At 71.1% G+C, this 14,810-nt stretch carries 15 protein-coding genes; 7 read left to right on the top strand and 8 right to left on the bottom strand.

The window, feature by feature from the left end:
• Window positions 1–45: 45 nt before the first annotated feature.
• Window positions 46–1,983: a Stk1 family PASTA domain-containing Ser/Thr kinase gene (gene pknB, locus ACZ7EG_RS23225; RefSeq protein WP_471082042.1), complete on the top strand. Its 1,938-nt coding sequence runs from the start codon at window positions 46–48 to the stop codon at window positions 1,981–1,983.
• Between the two features lie 44 nt (window positions 1,984–2,027).
• Window positions 2,028–2,906, top strand: coding sequence for a deoxyribonuclease IV (locus ACZ7EG_RS23220; protein WP_344457171.1), 879 nt, complete (start codon window positions 2,028–2,030; stop codon window positions 2,904–2,906).
• Window positions 2,907–2,910: 4 nt separating this feature from the next.
• On the opposite strand, the gene ACZ7EG_RS23215 is transcribed toward ACZ7EG_RS23220, so the two are convergent.
• Window positions 2,911–3,561, bottom strand: a complete 651-nt coding sequence (locus ACZ7EG_RS23215) for a sulfite oxidase-like oxidoreductase (RefSeq protein ID WP_471082038.1) — start codon at window positions 3,559–3,561, stop codon at window positions 2,911–2,913.
• A 176-nt stretch (window positions 3,562–3,737) separates the two neighbouring features.
• Between ACZ7EG_RS23215 and bfr the strand changes: the two genes are divergently transcribed.
• Window positions 3,738–4,214, top strand: a complete 477-nt coding sequence (gene bfr / locus ACZ7EG_RS23210) for a bacterioferritin (protein ID WP_471082035.1) — start codon at window positions 3,738–3,740, stop codon at window positions 4,212–4,214.
• A gap of 10 nt (window positions 4,215–4,224) precedes the next feature.
• Here the strand turns inward: bfr and ACZ7EG_RS23205 are convergent, their stop codons facing one another.
• Window positions 4,225–4,458, bottom strand: coding sequence for a (2Fe-2S)-binding protein (locus ACZ7EG_RS23205; RefSeq protein ID WP_403847260.1), 234 nt, complete (start codon window positions 4,456–4,458; stop codon window positions 4,225–4,227).
• 149 nt (window positions 4,459–4,607) lie between these two features.
• Window positions 4,608–5,960: a class II 3-deoxy-7-phosphoheptulonate synthase gene (locus tag ACZ7EG_RS23200; RefSeq protein WP_471082031.1), complete on the bottom strand. Its 1,353-nt coding sequence runs from the start codon at window positions 5,958–5,960 to the stop codon at window positions 4,608–4,610.
• A gap of 96 nt (window positions 5,961–6,056) precedes the next feature.
• Between ACZ7EG_RS23200 and ACZ7EG_RS23195 the strand changes: the two genes are divergently transcribed.
• Both ACZ7EG_RS23195 and ACZ7EG_RS23190 read left to right on the top strand, forming a co-directional pair.
• Entirely contained in the window at window positions 6,057–6,113 is a 57-nt protein-coding gene (locus ACZ7EG_RS23195; RefSeq protein ID WP_078602827.1) for a trp operon leader peptide, read from the top strand.
• 97 nt (window positions 6,114–6,210) lie between these two features.
• A complete protein-coding gene (locus ACZ7EG_RS23190; protein ID WP_471082029.1) occupies window positions 6,211–8,073 on the top strand; it encodes an anthranilate synthase family protein in 1,863 nt (620 codons plus the stop codon).
• Between the two features lie 51 nt (window positions 8,074–8,124).
• On the opposite strand, the gene ACZ7EG_RS23185 is transcribed toward ACZ7EG_RS23190, so the two are convergent.
• The 4 genes from ACZ7EG_RS23185 to ACZ7EG_RS23170 are packed head-to-tail and all read right to left on the bottom strand — an operon-like array spanning window position 8,125 to window position 11,999.
• Window positions 8,125–9,153, bottom strand: coding sequence for a 6-phosphofructokinase (locus tag ACZ7EG_RS23185; RefSeq protein WP_471082026.1), 1,029 nt, complete (start codon window positions 9,151–9,153; stop codon window positions 8,125–8,127).
• A 53-nt stretch (window positions 9,154–9,206) separates the two neighbouring features.
• Window positions 9,207–9,896: a response regulator gene (locus ACZ7EG_RS23180; protein WP_471082023.1), complete on the bottom strand. Its 690-nt coding sequence runs from the start codon at window positions 9,894–9,896 to the stop codon at window positions 9,207–9,209.
• Complete coding sequence (macS, locus tag ACZ7EG_RS23175; RefSeq protein ID WP_471082020.1) at window positions 9,893–11,119, bottom strand: MacS family sensor histidine kinase; 1,227 nt, start codon at window positions 11,117–11,119, stop codon at window positions 9,893–9,895. Before macS ends, ACZ7EG_RS23180 begins: the two co-directional genes overlap by 4 nt.
• Before the next feature lie 28 nt (window positions 11,120–11,147).
• Window positions 11,148–11,999 carry a lysophospholipid acyltransferase family protein gene (locus ACZ7EG_RS23170; RefSeq protein ID WP_471082017.1) on the bottom strand — a complete coding sequence of 284 codons (852 nt, stop codon included), beginning with the start codon at window positions 11,997–11,999 and terminating at the stop codon, window positions 11,148–11,150.
• 202 nt (window positions 12,000–12,201) lie between these two features.
• Here ACZ7EG_RS23170 and ACZ7EG_RS23165 point away from each other — a divergent pair, with 202 nt between their 5' ends.
• Window positions 12,202–12,999 carry an alpha/beta hydrolase gene (locus ACZ7EG_RS23165; RefSeq protein WP_471082014.1) on the top strand — a complete coding sequence of 266 codons (798 nt, stop codon included), beginning with the start codon at window positions 12,202–12,204 and terminating at the stop codon, window positions 12,997–12,999.
• Entirely contained in the window at window positions 12,992–13,627 is a 636-nt protein-coding gene (locus ACZ7EG_RS23160; protein WP_471082002.1) for a hypothetical protein, read from the top strand. The genes ACZ7EG_RS23165 and ACZ7EG_RS23160 overlap by 8 nt, the downstream gene beginning before the upstream one ends.
• Before the next feature lie 16 nt (window positions 13,628–13,643).
• Here ACZ7EG_RS23160 and ACZ7EG_RS23155 read toward each other — a convergent pair whose 3' ends face one another.
• Entirely contained in the window at window positions 13,644–14,426 is a 783-nt protein-coding gene (locus ACZ7EG_RS23155; protein WP_471081999.1) for an endonuclease/exonuclease/phosphatase family protein, read from the bottom strand.
• Between the last annotated feature and the right edge of the window lie 384 nt (window positions 14,427–14,810).

The following is a 14,810-nucleotide window of genomic DNA, read 5'->3' as shown; positions in this document are numbered from 1 at the left end:
CCGGGGGGGACAGGGCTGTCGGTCGTGGCTCGTACACTCGCCTGCGTGGACACGACCCTTCAGGACCCCTTGGTCGGGCAGGTGCTCGACGGCCGATACCGCATCGACGCGCGGATCGCGGTCGGCGGGATGGCCACGGTCTACCGGGCCGTGGACACCCGGCTCGACCGGGTCCTCGCGCTCAAGGTGATGCACCCCTCGCTCGCGGTCGACGCCTCGTTCGTCGAGCGCTTCATCCGCGAGGCGAAGTCCGTGGCCCGGCTGGCCCATCCGAACGTGGTGCAGGTCTTCGACCAGGGCACCGACGGCTCGTACGTGTACCTGGCGATGGAGTACGTCGCGGGCTGCACCCTGCGGGACGTGCTGCGCGAGCGCGGGGCCCTGCAGCCGCGCGCCGCCCTGGACATCCTGGAGCCGGTGCTGGCCGCACTGGGCGCGGCGCACCGTGCCGGATTCGTGCACCGCGACATGAAGCCCGAGAACGTCCTGATCGGGGACGACGGGCGGGTCAAGGTCGCCGACTTCGGCCTGGTCCGGGCCGTGGACACGGTGACGAACACCACCGGCACCGTGCTCGGCACGGTCTCGTACCTCGCCCCGGAGCAGATAGAGGACGGCACCGCCGATCCCCGCGTCGACGTGTACGCGTGCGGCGTGATGCTGTACGAGATGCTGACCGGCGACAAGCCGCACGACGGGGACTCCCCCGCCGTGATCCTCTACAAGCACCTGCACGAGGACGTGCCCCCGCCCTCGGCCGCCGTGCCCGCAATGGCGTACGAGCTGGACGCGATGGTGGCCTCGGCGACGGCCCGCACCCCGGCCCTCCGCCCGCACGACGCGGTGGCGCTGCTCGCGCAGGTCCGTGACGGACGCGGCCGGCTGGACGAGGAGCAGCTGGACGCGGTGCCGCCGCAGGCGCTCACGGTGGACCACGACAACGGCGACGACCGGACGACCGTGATCCCGCGCGCCCTGACCACGCCCCGCCCGCTGCCGGCCGGCGGGGACGACGACGCTTCCGGGCCCGCCCTCGACCGCACCAGCCGCTTCGCGTCTCCGCCGCCGCCCCCGCCGTCCCGGCGCCGCTCGGGAATCCGGCGCGGCCCGGCGGCGATCGTCGTCGCCGTCCTGCTCGTGCTCGGCCTCGGCGCCGGCGTCTGGTACATCAACTCCGGCCAGTTCACCAAGGTCCCGCCGCTGCTGGCGAAGACCCAGGACGAGGCCGAGGACCGGCTGCAGGAGGAGGGTCTGGAGGTCGGCAAGGTCAGCCACGCCCACAGCGACACCGTCAAGCGCGGCACGATCATCGGCACCAACCCCGAGCCGGGCGCCCGGATCCGCGTCAACGATTCCGTGTCGTTCACCATCTCCGACGGCCCCGAGACCGTGCGCGTGCCCGCTCTGGCCGGCCAGAAGCTGGGCGAGGCGCGGGACCAGCTGAGGAAGGACGGTCTGGAGCCGGGCATGGTCACCCGGGAGTTCAGCGAGGACGTGCCACGCGGCTCGGTGATCTCCGCGCGCCCGGCCGACGGCACGAAGGTGCGCGCGGGCACGGCGGTCGCGCTGGTCGTCAGCAAGGGCGCCCCCATCGACATCCCCGACGTCACCGGCTCGGACGAGGCCGACGCGCGGTCCGAACTGACGGAGGCCGGCCTCAAGGTGAAGATCGCCACCGAGCGGGTCAACTCCTCCGAGTACGACAAGGGCCAGGTGGTCCGCCAGACGCCGAAGTCCGGCATCCGGGCGGCCGAGGGCGACACGGTGACGCTGACGTTGTCGAAGGGCCCCGAGATGATCGAGGTCCCGGACGTGGTCGGCGACAGCGTCGACGACGCCAGGCAGGCGCTGGAGGGCGCCGGGTTCGAGGTCGACGAGGACCGTGGCCTGTTCGGCCTGTTCGGCGACGAGGTCAAGAGCCAGTCCGTCGAAGGCGGCGAGACCGCGCCCAAGGGCTCGACGATCACCATCAAGATCAGGTGAGGCCCGCGGACGGGGCAGGGCCGGACGCATGACACCCTGAACGGGTGAACAGTCAGCTGTCCGGCCCCTCCCGCAACCCGGTGGGCGGCCACGTCCCCGTGGCCGGTGGGCTCCACTCCGTCGGTCTGTCGTACGCCCGTGATCTGGAGGCGGAGGCCGTCCAGGTCTTCGTCGCCAACCCACGCGGCTGGGCCACTCCGACCGGGAACCCCAAGCAGGACGAGGCGTTCCGCGCGGCGTGCGCGGACGGGTCGATCCCGGCGTACGTCCACGCCCCCTACCTGATCAACTTCGGTTCGCACACCGAGGCGACCGTGGAGCGGTCGGTGGAGTCGCTGCGGCACTCGCTGCGGCGCGGGCGGGAGATCGGGGCGCTGGGCGTGGTCGTGCACACCGGCAGCGCGACCGGCGGCCGGGAGCGGTCGGTCGCGCTGAAGCAGGTACGGGAGCATCTACTGCCGCTGCTGGACGAGCTGACGCACGACGACGACCCGTTCCTGCTGCTGGAGTCGACGGCCGGCCAGGGCGCCTCGCTGTGCTCACGGACGTGGGACTTCGGCCCGTACTTCGAGGCGCTGGACGCCCACCCGATGCTCGGTGTGTGCCTGGACACCTGCCACATCTACGCCGCCGGGCACGACCTGACCGGCCCGAGCGGTATGCACCAGACGCTGGACCTGCTGGTGGACACCGTCGGCGAGGGGCGGCTGAAGCTGATCCACGCCAACGACTCCAAGGACGTGGTGGGCGCGCACAAGGACCGGCACGAGAACATCGGCGTGGGCCACATCGGCGAGGACCCGTTCCGGGCGCTGATGACGCACCCCGCGACCGCGGGCGTGCCGCTGATCATCGAGACGCCGGGTGGCAAGCAGGGGCACGCGGCCGACGTGGAGCGGCTGAAGAAGCTGCGCGACGGCTGACGCCTCAGAGGTCGGGACCGTCCCCCGGCAGCTCCTGGTAGGAGTAGCGCTGTTCCTGCCAGGGATCGCCGATGTTGTGGTAGCCGCGCTCCTCCCAGAAGCCCCGCCGGTCGGCGGTCATGTACTCCACACCGCGCACCCACTTGGGGCCCTTCCAGGCGTAGAGGTGGGGGACGATCAGGCGCAGCGGGAAGCCGTGCTCGGCGGTGAGCAGCTCGCCGTCCTTGTGGGTGGCGAACAGGACCTGCTCGTCGGCGAAGTCGGACAGCCGGAGGTTGGAGCTGAATCCGTACTCGGCCCACACCATCACATGGGTGACGTCGTCCGCGGGCGGGGCGAGGTCGAGGAGCGTGCGGGCGGGGATGCCGCCCCACTCGGCGCCCAGCATGCTGAACTTCGTGACGCAGTGCAGATCGGCCACGACGGTGGTGTGCGGCAGGGCCGTGAACTCCTCGTGCGTCCAGCAGTGCTTGCCGCCGCCGGCGGTGGCCCCGAAGACGCGGAACTCCCAGCGCTCGGGCCGGAACTTGGGGACGGGCCCGTAGTGCGTGACCGGCCAGCCGCGTTGCAGCCGCTGGCCCGGGGGCAGCTCCGGCTGCGCCGCTCCTGCTGGATCGCGCCCTTCTCCCGATTCGTGTTCCAGCGGCTGACCCATGACTCCATCCTGACAGACCCCGGGTGATGCCCCTGACCGAGGCCACTCCGAAACGGAGCAAACTCGACTAAGCATGCCCTTACTTACTAAGTGCAGACTTACTGGACGATCTTCTTCACCAGTGGAATCATGCGGCGCAACCTGCCAGTTCCCCCCGCGCGGAAGGAGCCTCTGCGATGCAGGGCGACCCCGAGGTCCTCGAATTCCTCAACGAGCAGTTGACCGGCGAGCTGACGGCGATCAACCAGTACTGGCTGCACTACCGGATCCAGGACAACAACGGCTGGACCAAGCTCGCCAAGTACACGCGTGAAGAGTCCATCGACGAGATGAAGCACGCGGACAAGATCACCGAACGCATTCTCATGCTGGACGGCCTGCCCAATTACCAGCGGCTCTTCCATGTACGGGTCGGCCAGACGGTCACCGAGATGTTCCAGGCGGACCGGCAGGTCGAGGTGGAGGCGATCGACCGGCTCAGGCGCGGCATCGAGGTGATGCGCAGCAAGGGCGACATCACGTCCGCGAACCTCTTCGAGACGATCCTGGAGGACGAGGAGCACCACATCGACTATCTGGACACGCAGCTGGAGCTGATCGACAAGCTCGGCGAGGCGTTGTACATCGCGCAGCAGATCGAGCAGCCGAGCTGAAAGGCTGCCGTCAGGCGGCGTCTTCCAGTTCCGCGAGAACCGGCTCGCCCCGGTCGGCCAGGTCGCGGCGGGGGCAGGACCCCCTGCCCAGGATCGCCTGGATGCGGCGCACGCATGACCCGCAGTCGGTGCCCGCCTTGCAGGCGGAGGCTATCTGGCGGGGGGTGCAGGCGCCGCCGTCCGCGTGCTGCTTGACCTGCTGTTCGGTGATGCCGAAGCAACTGCAGACGTACACGCGGTCCACCTCCCGACGGGTCGTTCCCGGATCTGCCGTCCCCGTTCATCGGTGAGGCTAACCTAACCTTACCCGTCGGGTCGGGAGCGGAAAAGTGGAGTGGGGCGCGGATCGTGTGATCCGCGCCCCAGTCCGTGCCCGGGTAACAGGCGGACCTGCTACTGGTCCCTGTACATCTCGGCCACGAGGAAGGCCAGGTCGAGCGACTGGCTGCGGTTGAGCCGCGGGTCGCAGGCCGTCTCGTAGCGCTGGTGCAGATCGTCGACGAAGATCTCGTCGCCGCCGCCAACGCACTCCGTGACGTCGTCGCCGGTGAGCTCCACGTGGATGCCGCCCGGGTGGGTGCCCAGGGCCTTGTGGACCTCGAAGAAGCCCTTGACCTCGTCGAGCACGTCGTCGAAGCGGCGGGTCTTGTGCCCGGAGGCCGCCTCGAAGGTGTTGCCGTGCATCGGGTCGGTCACCCAGGCGACGGTCGCCCCGGAGGCGGTGACCTTCTCGACCAGCTCGGGGAGCTTGTCGCGGACCTTGTCGGCGCCCATGCGGACGATGAAGGTCAGCCGGCCCGGCTCCCGCTCGGGGTCGAGGCGCTCGATGTACTGCAGCGCGTCCTGGGCGGTGGTCGTCGGACCCAGCTTGATGCCGATGGGGTTGCGGATCTTCGAGGCGAACTCGATGTGCGCGTGGTCGAGCTGCCGGGTGCGCTCACCGATCCACACCATGTGCCCGGAGACGTCGTACAGCTGCCCGGTGCGCGAGTCGACCCTGGTCAGCGCGGACTCGTAGTCGAGCAGCAGCGCCTCGTGCGAGGCGTAGAACTCGACCGTCTTGAACTCCTCCGGGTCGGTCCCGCAGGCGTGCATGAAGTTCAGCGCGTTGTCGATCTCGCGCGCCAGCTGCTCGTAGCGCTGCCCCGACGGGGACGACTTCACGAAGTCCTGGTTCCAGGCGTGCACCTGGCGCAGATCGGCGTAGCCGCCGGTGGTGAAGGCGCGCACCAGGTTCAGCGTGGAGGCGGACGCGTGGTACATCCGCTTCAGCCGCTCGGGGTCCGGGACGCGCGCGGCCTCGGTGAAGTCGAAGCCGTTGACGGAGTCGCCGCGGTAGGTCGGCAGCGTCACGCCGTCGCGGGTCTCGGTCGGCTTGGAGCGCGGCTTGGAGTACTGCCCGGCGATCCGGCCGACCTTCACGACCGGCACCGACGCGGCGTACGTGAGCACGGCGCCCATCTGGAGCAGCGTCTTCAGCTTGTTGCGGATGTGGTCGGCGGACACCGCGTCGAAGGCCTCGGCACAGTCGCCGCCCTGGAGGAGGAACGCCTCTCCCTTGGCGACGGCCGCCATCCGGGCGCGCAGCTGGTCGCACTCGCCCGCGAAGACGAGCGGCGGATACGACTCGAGGTCCGCAACGACTGCGCGCAGAGCCTCGGTGTCGGGGTACTCGGGCTGCTGCGCCGCGGGCAGGTCTCGCCAGGTGTTGCCAGCACTCGCGCTGGTCTTAGCGTTCACGGTCACCCCACCAACATTACGGGGTCGTGTCGGGCGTCCTGACCCATGCCCAGCAAGTGAGACACCCCGAACACCCCTCGGACATGGGGTAGGGTGCGTCGCATGTTCGCGCACTCGATCCAGACCTGGTGGTGGACCGCTCATCCGGCGGCCCGCTGACTGCGCGTACTCAAGACTTCGCGAAGGCCGCCCGAGGGGCGGCCTTCGGTGTTTCCCGGGGGTCCGTTCCTCTCTCACCGAGATGGAGCACGGACCCATGAACCTGCTCGGCTTGCCGGACGACTCCCGTCCGTTCGCCCTGCTGCGCCGCCGCACCCCGGGCCACGACCACGATCTGGTCGAGGTCCTGATCGGCCCGGTCGCCCCGTACGACCGGCTCGCCGACCTCCCCGACCGGAGCCTGGCGCTGGTGCCCTTCCGGCAGATCCGCGAGCGCGGCTTCGACGTCCGCGACGACGGCACGCCCCTGCTGGCACTCACACCCGAGGAGTCGTACGCCGTCCCCCTGGTCGACGCCCTTCGGCAGCTCCCGGCGCACGACGTGCGCGTCGAGGGCGGCGGCTTCGACGTCGCCGACGAGGAGTACGGCGAGATCGTCGGACGCGTGCTGCGGGAAGAGATCGGGCGGGGCGAGGGCGCGAACTTCGTGATCCGGCGGACGTACGAGGGCGAGATCCCCGGCTTCGGCCGGGCCGACGCGCTGGCGCTGTTCCGGCGGCTGCTGGAAGGCGAGCGCGGGGCGTACTGGACGTTCGTCGTGCACACCGGGGACCGCACGCTGGTGGGGGCCAGCCCCGAGGTGCACGTCCGGATGTCCGGCGGCACGGTCGTCATGAACCCGATCAGCGGCACCTACCGCTACCCCGCCGAGGGGCCGACGCCGGAGCACCTGCTGGACTTCCTCGCCGACGGCAAGGAGATCGAGGAGCTGTCGATGGTCGTCGACGAGGAGCTCAAGATGATGTGCACCGTCGGCGACATGGGCGGAGTGGTCGTCGGACCCCGGCTGAAGGAGATGGCGCACCTCGCGCACACCGAGTACGAGCTGCGTGGCAGGTCCACGCTGGACGTGCGGGAGGTGCTGAAGGAGACCATGTTCGCGGCGACCGTCACCGGTTCGCCGGTGCAGAACGCCTGCCGGGTGATCGAGCGGCACGAGAGCGGGGGGCGGGGGTACTACGCGGGCGCTCTGGCCCTGATCGGCCGGGACGCGGGCGTCCAGACCCTCGACTCCCCCATTCTGATCCGCACCGCCGACATCGATGCGGGCGGGCGGCTGCGGGTGCCGGTCGGCGCGACCCTCGTGCGCGGCTCGGACCCGGCGAGCGAGGTGGCCGAGACGCACGCCAAGGCGGCGGGCGTGCTGGCGGCCCTGGGAGTGCGGCCGTCCCGGCCGCGTGCCGAGCACACCCGGGCGTGCCTGGCCGACGACCCGCGTGTGCGGGCCGCGCTGGACGGGCGCCGGGCCTCGCTCGCGCCCTTCTGGCTGCGGATGCAGGAGCGCTCGCCGGAGCCGGCGGGGCACGCCCTGGTCGTCGACGGCGAGGACACCTTCACGGCGATGCTCGCGCACCTGCTGCGCGCCGGCGGCCTGGAGGTGAGCGTGCGGCGGTACGACGAGCCGGGGCTGCGGGAGGCGGTGCTCGGGCACGAGGGTCCGGTGGTGCTGGGTCCCGGGCCGGGGGACCCGTCCGACCTGGCGGATCCGAAGATGCGGTTCCTGCGCTCCCTCACCGCCGAGGTGATCAGGGGCGAAGGGCAGGGCGTGCTGGGCGTCTGCCTCGGGCACGAGCTGATCGCGGCCGAGCTGGGACTGGACATCGTGCGCAAGGACGTGCCCTTCCAGGGGGCGCAGACGCAGATCGAGCTGTTCGGGCGGCGGGAGACCGTCGGGTTCTACAACAGCTTCGTGGCGCGCTGCGACGAGGAGGCGGCGGCCGAGCTGGCGGCGCGCGGGGTCGAGGTCTCGCGCGCCGCCGACGGTGAGGTGCACGCGCTGCGCGCGCCCGGGTTCGCCGGGGTGCAGTTCCACCCCGAGTCGGTGCTGACGCTGAACGGCGCGGCGGTGGTGCGGGAGCTGGTGGGGCGGCTGCGGGAGACGGGCGCGCCCTCGGTGTAGTGCGGGCCGGTCGGGGCCGCACGGCCTCGACCGGCACCGGGCGCCCGGCGGTCAGCCGAAGAACACCCCGACCTCCTCGTACAGCGCCGGGTCCACCGTCTTCAGGCGGGCGGTGGCGTCGGCGATGGGGACGCGGACGATGTCGGTGCCGCGCAGCGCGACCATCCGGCCGAAGTCGCGGTCGTGGACGCAGTCGATGGCGTGCAGGCCGAAGCGGGTGGCGAGCCAGCGGTCGAAGGCGCTGGGGGTGCCGCCGCGCTGGACGTGCCCCAGGACGGTCGTGCGGGCTTCGTTTCCGGTGCGCTTCTCGATCTGCTTGGCGAGCCATTCGCCCACTCCGGACAGCCGGACGTGCCCGAAGGAGTCCAGGGACTGGTCCTTGAGGACCATGTCGCCGTCCTTCGGCATCGCCCCCTCGGCGACCACCACGATCGGCGCGTACGACGCCCGGAACCGGGAGGTCACCCAGGTGCACACCTGCTCGACGTCGAAGCGCTGCTCGGGGATGAGGATGACGTTGGCGCCGCCGGCCAGGCCGGAGTGGAGGGCGATCCAGCCGGCGTGCCGGCCCATCACCTCGACGACCAGGACCCGCATGTGGGACTCGGCGGTGGTGTGCAGCCGGTCGATGGCCTCGGTCGCGATGCCGACGGCGGTGTCGAAGCCGAAGGTGTAGTCGGTGGCGGACAGGTCGTTGTCGATGGTCTTGGGAACGCCCACGCAGGGCACGCCGTGCTCGTCGGACAGGCGGGCGGCCACGCCCAGGGTGTCCTCGCCGCCGATCGCGATGAGCGCCTCCACCTCCAGTCCGGCGAGGGTCTCCTTGATCCGGCGGATGCCGTTCTCGACCTTCAGCGGGTTGGTCCGCGAGGAGCCGAGAATGGTGCCGCCGCGGGGCAGGATGCCGCGCACCGCGGGGATGTCGAGGCGGACGGTGTCGCCTTCCAGGGGCCCTCGCCAGCCGTCCCGGAAGCCGGTGAAGTCATAGCCGTACTCCTGCACGCCCTTGCGGACGACGGCCCGGATGACGGCGTTGAGGCCGGGGCAGTCGCCGCCTCCGGTCAGTACTCCGACGCGCATGGAACAGTCCCTTCGCCGCAGGTACCTGACGAAAGGTCAGTGTGACGTGCGCCTCACTCGTCGTCGAGGCCGCGCTCTATCGCGTACCTGACGAGTTCCACACGATTGTGCAGCTGGAGCTTGCCGAGGGTGTTCTGGACGTGGTTCTGCACCGTGCGGTGGGAGATGACCAGGCGTTCGGCGATCTGCTTGTAGCTCAGGCCCTTGGCGACCAGGCGCAGCACCTCGGTCTCGCGGTCGGTGAGCCGGGGCGCCTTGGGTTCGCCGGTGTCGGCGGCGGGGGCGGGTTCGGAGGCCAGGCGGCGGTACTCGCCGAGGACCAGTCCGGCGAGGCCGGGGGTGAAGACGGGGTCGCCGACGGCCGTGCGGCGGACCGCGTCCCGCAGTTCCTCGGTGGAGGCGGACTTCAGCAGATAGCCGGTCGCGCCGGACTTCACGGCCTCCAGGACGTCGGCGTGCTCGCCGCTCGCGGACAGCACGAGCACCCTGAGCGCCGGGTTCGCGGTGACGACCTCCTTGCAGACCTGCACGCCGGGCTTGGCGGGCAGGTTCAGGTCGAGCACGAGGACGTCGGGTGCGGCGGCCTTGGCGCGGCGTACGGCCTGGTCGCCGTCGCCCGCGGTGGCGACCACCTCGAAGCCCGACTCGGCCAGGTCGCGGGCGACCGCGTCGCGCCACATGGGGTGGTCGTCGACGACCATGACCTTGATCGGGTCCTGCCGGTCTCCGGTGGTCTCCGTCATCGCTGCTCCGCCTTCCCCCGTGTGTTCGTCACGTCCTTCGGTACCTTCAGCTCGACCTCCGTGCCCTGGCCCGGCACCGAGATCAGCTCCGCGCTGCCGCCGAGGTCGCGCAGCCGCCCGCGGATCGACAGGGCGACACCGAGCCGCCCCTCGCCCTCGGCCTGGTCCAGCCGCCCCTCCGGGATGCCGGGCCCGTCGTCCCGTACGGTGACGATCACCTCGTCCGGCTCGTCCTCGACCAGGATCCACGCGCGCGCGTCCTGACCGGCGTGCCGGCGGACGTTGTCCAGGGCGGCCCCGACCGCGGCGGCCACCTCCCGGGCGGTGGCCGGCGCCAGCGGTACGGGCGCGCCGGGCTCGGCGAGACTGACCAGGGCGCCCGCGTACGGTGCGAGCAGGGCACGCAGGTCGACGGGGCCGCTCTCCTCCGGCTCCTCGTCGACGGCTCGTACGACCGCGCCCTTAGCGGCGTCCTCGGACACGCGGGAGACGGGGACGAGGCCGCCGGAGACCAGGGTGCGCAGCGCGACCTCCTGCTCACCGGCCATCCGGCCCAGCTCGGCGGCCTCTCCTCCGATCACGGCCCCGCGGCGCTGCACCATCGCCAGCACCTGGAGCACGCTGTCGTGGATGTCCCGGGCCAGACGCTCGCGCTCGCGTGTGGCGGCCTCGATCTCCAAGGCGCGGGCGAGGGTGCGCTCGGAGGCGCGGGCGACCTCGACGACGTAGCCGATGGCGACGGAGGCGATGCAGACCAGGATGACGTTGTGGACGGTGTCGCGGGCCGGGCTGCCGCGCTCGACCAGGTTGGCGACGGCCACCAGGCCGGAGGCGAGGGCCGCCCAGCGCCAGCCGCCCTTGATGGCGAAGGCGAGGACGGCGCCGGCGGTCCATATCGACGGCAGGGTCGGGCCGCCCGACTGGACCCGCTCGTGCGCGTCGGCGACGGGTGTGAGCAGGATGCCGGTGAGGGCGATGGTGAGGTCGGCGGCGAGGAACCGCTTGGTGCAGCGGGCCGCGTTCGCGACCCGGGGCAGCGTGGCCAGGGTCCAGCCGCAGAGCACGACGTAGTAGGCGACGGCGATCCAGGGGCGGGTGAACTCCTCGTAGGCGGTGGCGAACAGGCCGACCGCGTACAGCATCGTGAGCACCCGGTAGCCGGTGAGCGCACGCCACAGCGGCTGCTCGACCGACATTCTCATGACGCGCTCGCGCTTGGCCATCTCCCCCGCCCCCCGACCGAAGCCCCGGCTAGGGCTCGGTCCGCCGCCGCTCCGTCTGCTGTTCCGCCTGCTCCTGCTTCGCGGCCTGTTCCCTCTCGGCCTGTTCCCTCTCGGCCTGTTCCCTCTCGGCCTTCTCCTTCTCGGCCTGTTCCTTCTCCGCCCGTGCGAGGGCGGCCCTGGCGGCCTTCTCGGCTTCCTTCTCCGCCTTCGCCGCTTCCGTGAGCTGCCGCTTCATGGCCGTGGCGTACATGTCGACGTATTCCTGGCCGGAGAGGTTCATGATCTCGTACATGACCTCGTCGGTCACCGCGCGCAGCACGAACCGGTCGTGCTCCATGCCCTGGTAGCGGCTGAAGTCCAGGGGCTTGCCGATCCGGATGCCGGGCCGCATCAGCTTCGGCATGACCTTCCCGGGCGGCTGGATCTTCTCCGTGTCGATCATGGCGACCGGGATGACGGGCGCGCCGGTGGCGAGCGCCACGCGCGCGAGGCCGCCCGGCTTGCCCCGATAGAGCCGTCCGTCGGGCGAGCGCGTGCCCTCCGGGTAGATCCCGAACAGCTCACCGCGCTCCAGCACGTCTATGCCGCTCTTGATCGCGGCCTCACCCGCGCCGCGGGCACCGGAGCGGTCCACCGGGAGCTGCCCGACCCCCTTGAAGAAGGCGGCCGTCAGCCGGCCCTTCACACCGGGCGTGGTGAAGTACTCGGCCTTCGCGATGAAGGTGACCTTGCGGTCCAGGACGGCGGGCAGGAAGAACGAGTCGGAGAACGACAGGTGATTGCTCGCCAGGATCGCAGCGCCCTCGGCGGGTACGTTCTCCAGGCCCTCCACCCAGGGTCTGAAGGCGAGCTTCAGCGGACCCCCGATGGTGACCTTCATCGCGCCGTACAACAACCGAGTGCCTCCTGTATGTGTCGATCAGACCTTAACCCGGAGCGCTGTCAAAGGCGCCGACGGCCCTGGTCGGTGTCAGTGCGGTCGCGTACGGTGAAGGTCCCGCGAACGCCGTGCGACCCCTTCCATGACGTTCCGTGACATTCCGTGATCGTGCCAGTCCCTTCTCACGACCAGGAGGCCGAAGGTGCCGGTCCTTGCCGGAGCCGAGCCGTTTCACCACGAGGGCGGAGAGGTAGCCGTCCTCCTCTGCCACGGCTTCACCGGATCACCGCAGTCGCTGCGCCCCTGGGCGGAGTACCTCGCCGAGCACGGCTTGACCGTCTCCCTGCCACTGCTGCCCGGGCACGGCACGCGCTGGGAGGACCTGCGGATCACCGGCTGGCAGGACTGGTACGCGGAGGTCGACCGCGAGCTGCGCCTGCTGTGCGAGCGCCACGAGACGGTCTTCGTGGCCGGTCTGTCGATGGGCGGCGCGCTGGCCCTGCGGCTGGCCGCGAAGCACGGCGACACCGTCCGCGGTGTCATGGTCGTCAACCCCGCGAACAAGGTGCACGGCCTGGCCGCGCACGCCCTGCCGGTGGTGCGCCACCTCGTCCCCGCGACGAAGGGCATCGCCAGCGACATCGCCAAGCCGGACGGCAAGGAGCTCGGCTACGACCGGGTGCCGCTGCACGCGGCGCACTCGCTGCGGCAGTTCTTCCAGGCCACCGACCGCGAGCTGCCGCAGGTCACCCAGCCGGTGCTGCTGCTGCGCAGCCCGCAGGACCATGTGGTGCCGCCCGTCGACTCCGCCCGGATCCTCAGCCGTATCTCGTCGACGGACGTGAAAGAGGTCATCCTGGAACAGAGCTACCACGTCGCCACGTTGGACCATGACGCGGACCGGATCCACGAGGAGAGCCTCGCGTTCATCGGCCGCATCGCGTCCGGCCTCGGCAAGGAGCCCGGGCTCGGCAAGGAAGGGACGACCGCAGGTGGCTGAGCACGACTCCGACCGCGACGGCCGGGAGCCGGACGACAAGGGCGTCCCCATCGACGAGGAGGCCGCCTGGGCGGCGATCGTCGCCGGGTACGGCGAGGAGCCGCCGGACCCGCCGGGTGCCAAGCCGTTCAAGTCCATCGAGGACCTGGCCCTGCCGGCGGCCGGGACCAACGACGCCGTGCTGGACGGCGACCGGGGGGACACGGCCGTGAAGTCCGGGGACGCCGTGAAGCCGGTCGAGTCGGAGGAGGCCGAGGGGTCCGGACCCGGTAAGGAGCCCGTGAAGCCTCTGGGCGGTTCGGTCTCCTTCGCGCCCGGCGTCGGCCCGCGCGACTACTCCACCCCCGAGCCCGCCGAGGACGACTTCGACGAGGACGACGAAGGCCACTTCGTGCCCCCGGAGCCGCCCCCGCTGCCCGCCGCCGACCCCACGGCCAAGTTCGCCTGGCTCGGCGTGCTCGGCGGGCCGGTGCTGCTCCTGCTGGCCGTGCTGCTCGGCTGGGACATGACCTGGTGGCTGGCCACCCTGGGGATCGGCGGGTTCCTCGGCGGGTTCGCGACGCTGGTGATGCGGATGCGCACGGACGACGAGGAGGACGACGACCCCGGGCGGGGCGCGGTCGTCTAGGAAGCGGGAATGTCGTCTAGGAAGCGGGAATTCTGAGGGCGGCCAGGACCGGCAGGTGGTCCGTGGCCGCCCTCAGGTCTGCCTCGGACACCCCGGGCTGCCCGTGGGGGTCCCCCCGCTCGACCGGAGCGGAGACTGGGAGAGGCACGCCGCAGCCCAGCACCTCGATGCCCCTCGTCGCGAAGATCGCGTCGATGCGCTGGTAGGGGTCGGTGGGCGTCCAGGTGTGCTCGCCGCCCCAGGGGGCCGCGGCCCGGCAGTCGGTCAGGCGCTCGGTCAGTCGGCGGAAGGCCGGCCCGTCTGGGCGTTCGTTGAGGTCGCCGCCGGCGATCGCGTGCTGCACCCCCAGACCGGCGAGCCGGTCCAGGAGCATGCCGGACTGCTCGTAGCGCTCGTCCTTCTGCAAGGACAGGTGGCAGCTGAGGACGCCGAGGCGGGCGCCGGCGAAACGGACGACCGCGGTGGCGAAGCCGCGGCGGTGCAGGCCCGGGGTGGGGGGCAGGAGGATGTCCTCGGTGCGTTCGATGCTCGCCCGCAGCGAGCTGAGGATCGCCGGTCCTGTGGTGGTGGCGCCGCCGGTGACGATCACCAGGTCGGAGGCGAGGGCCAGGCGGGCGAGTTTCTTGCGCCAGCGGAAGAAACGGGGGGCTTCTTGGATGAGGACGAGGTCGGGTGCGCAGGCCTTGATGACCCGGGCCAGGGCGTCGGTGTCGTCGCGCATGGAGCGGATGTTGTAGCTGAGGACCCTGATGACTGCGGAACCGTCGGGTTCTGTACGCGAGTTGGGGAGCAGCGACATGTGATCAATTTACGCCCCATGGCTCGGGGCGCGAGGTACGTGCGCGAGTACCCGCCGTACGTGGCTCGTCGCGCAGTTCCCCGCGCCCCTGAAGCACGTCCCCCCAGGGGGAGTTCACATGATCAGACTTGCGCCCGACAGAACGGGGCGCGGGGTTCATGCGCGAGTACCGGCCGTACGTGGCCGATCGCGCCGTTCCCCGCGCCCCTGAAGCACATCCCCACAGGGGACGTTCACATGATCAGACTTGCGCCCGACAGAACAGGGCGCGGGGTTCATGCGCGAGCACCGGCCGTACGTGGCCGATCGCGCCGTTCCCCGCGCCCCTGAAGCACATCCCCACAGGGGACGTTCACATGATCAGACTTGCGCCCGACAGAACAG

The organism is Streptomyces sp. NPDC037100 (genome assembly GCF_055606225.1).
This window is presented reverse-complemented; position numbering and strand designations above follow the sequence as displayed.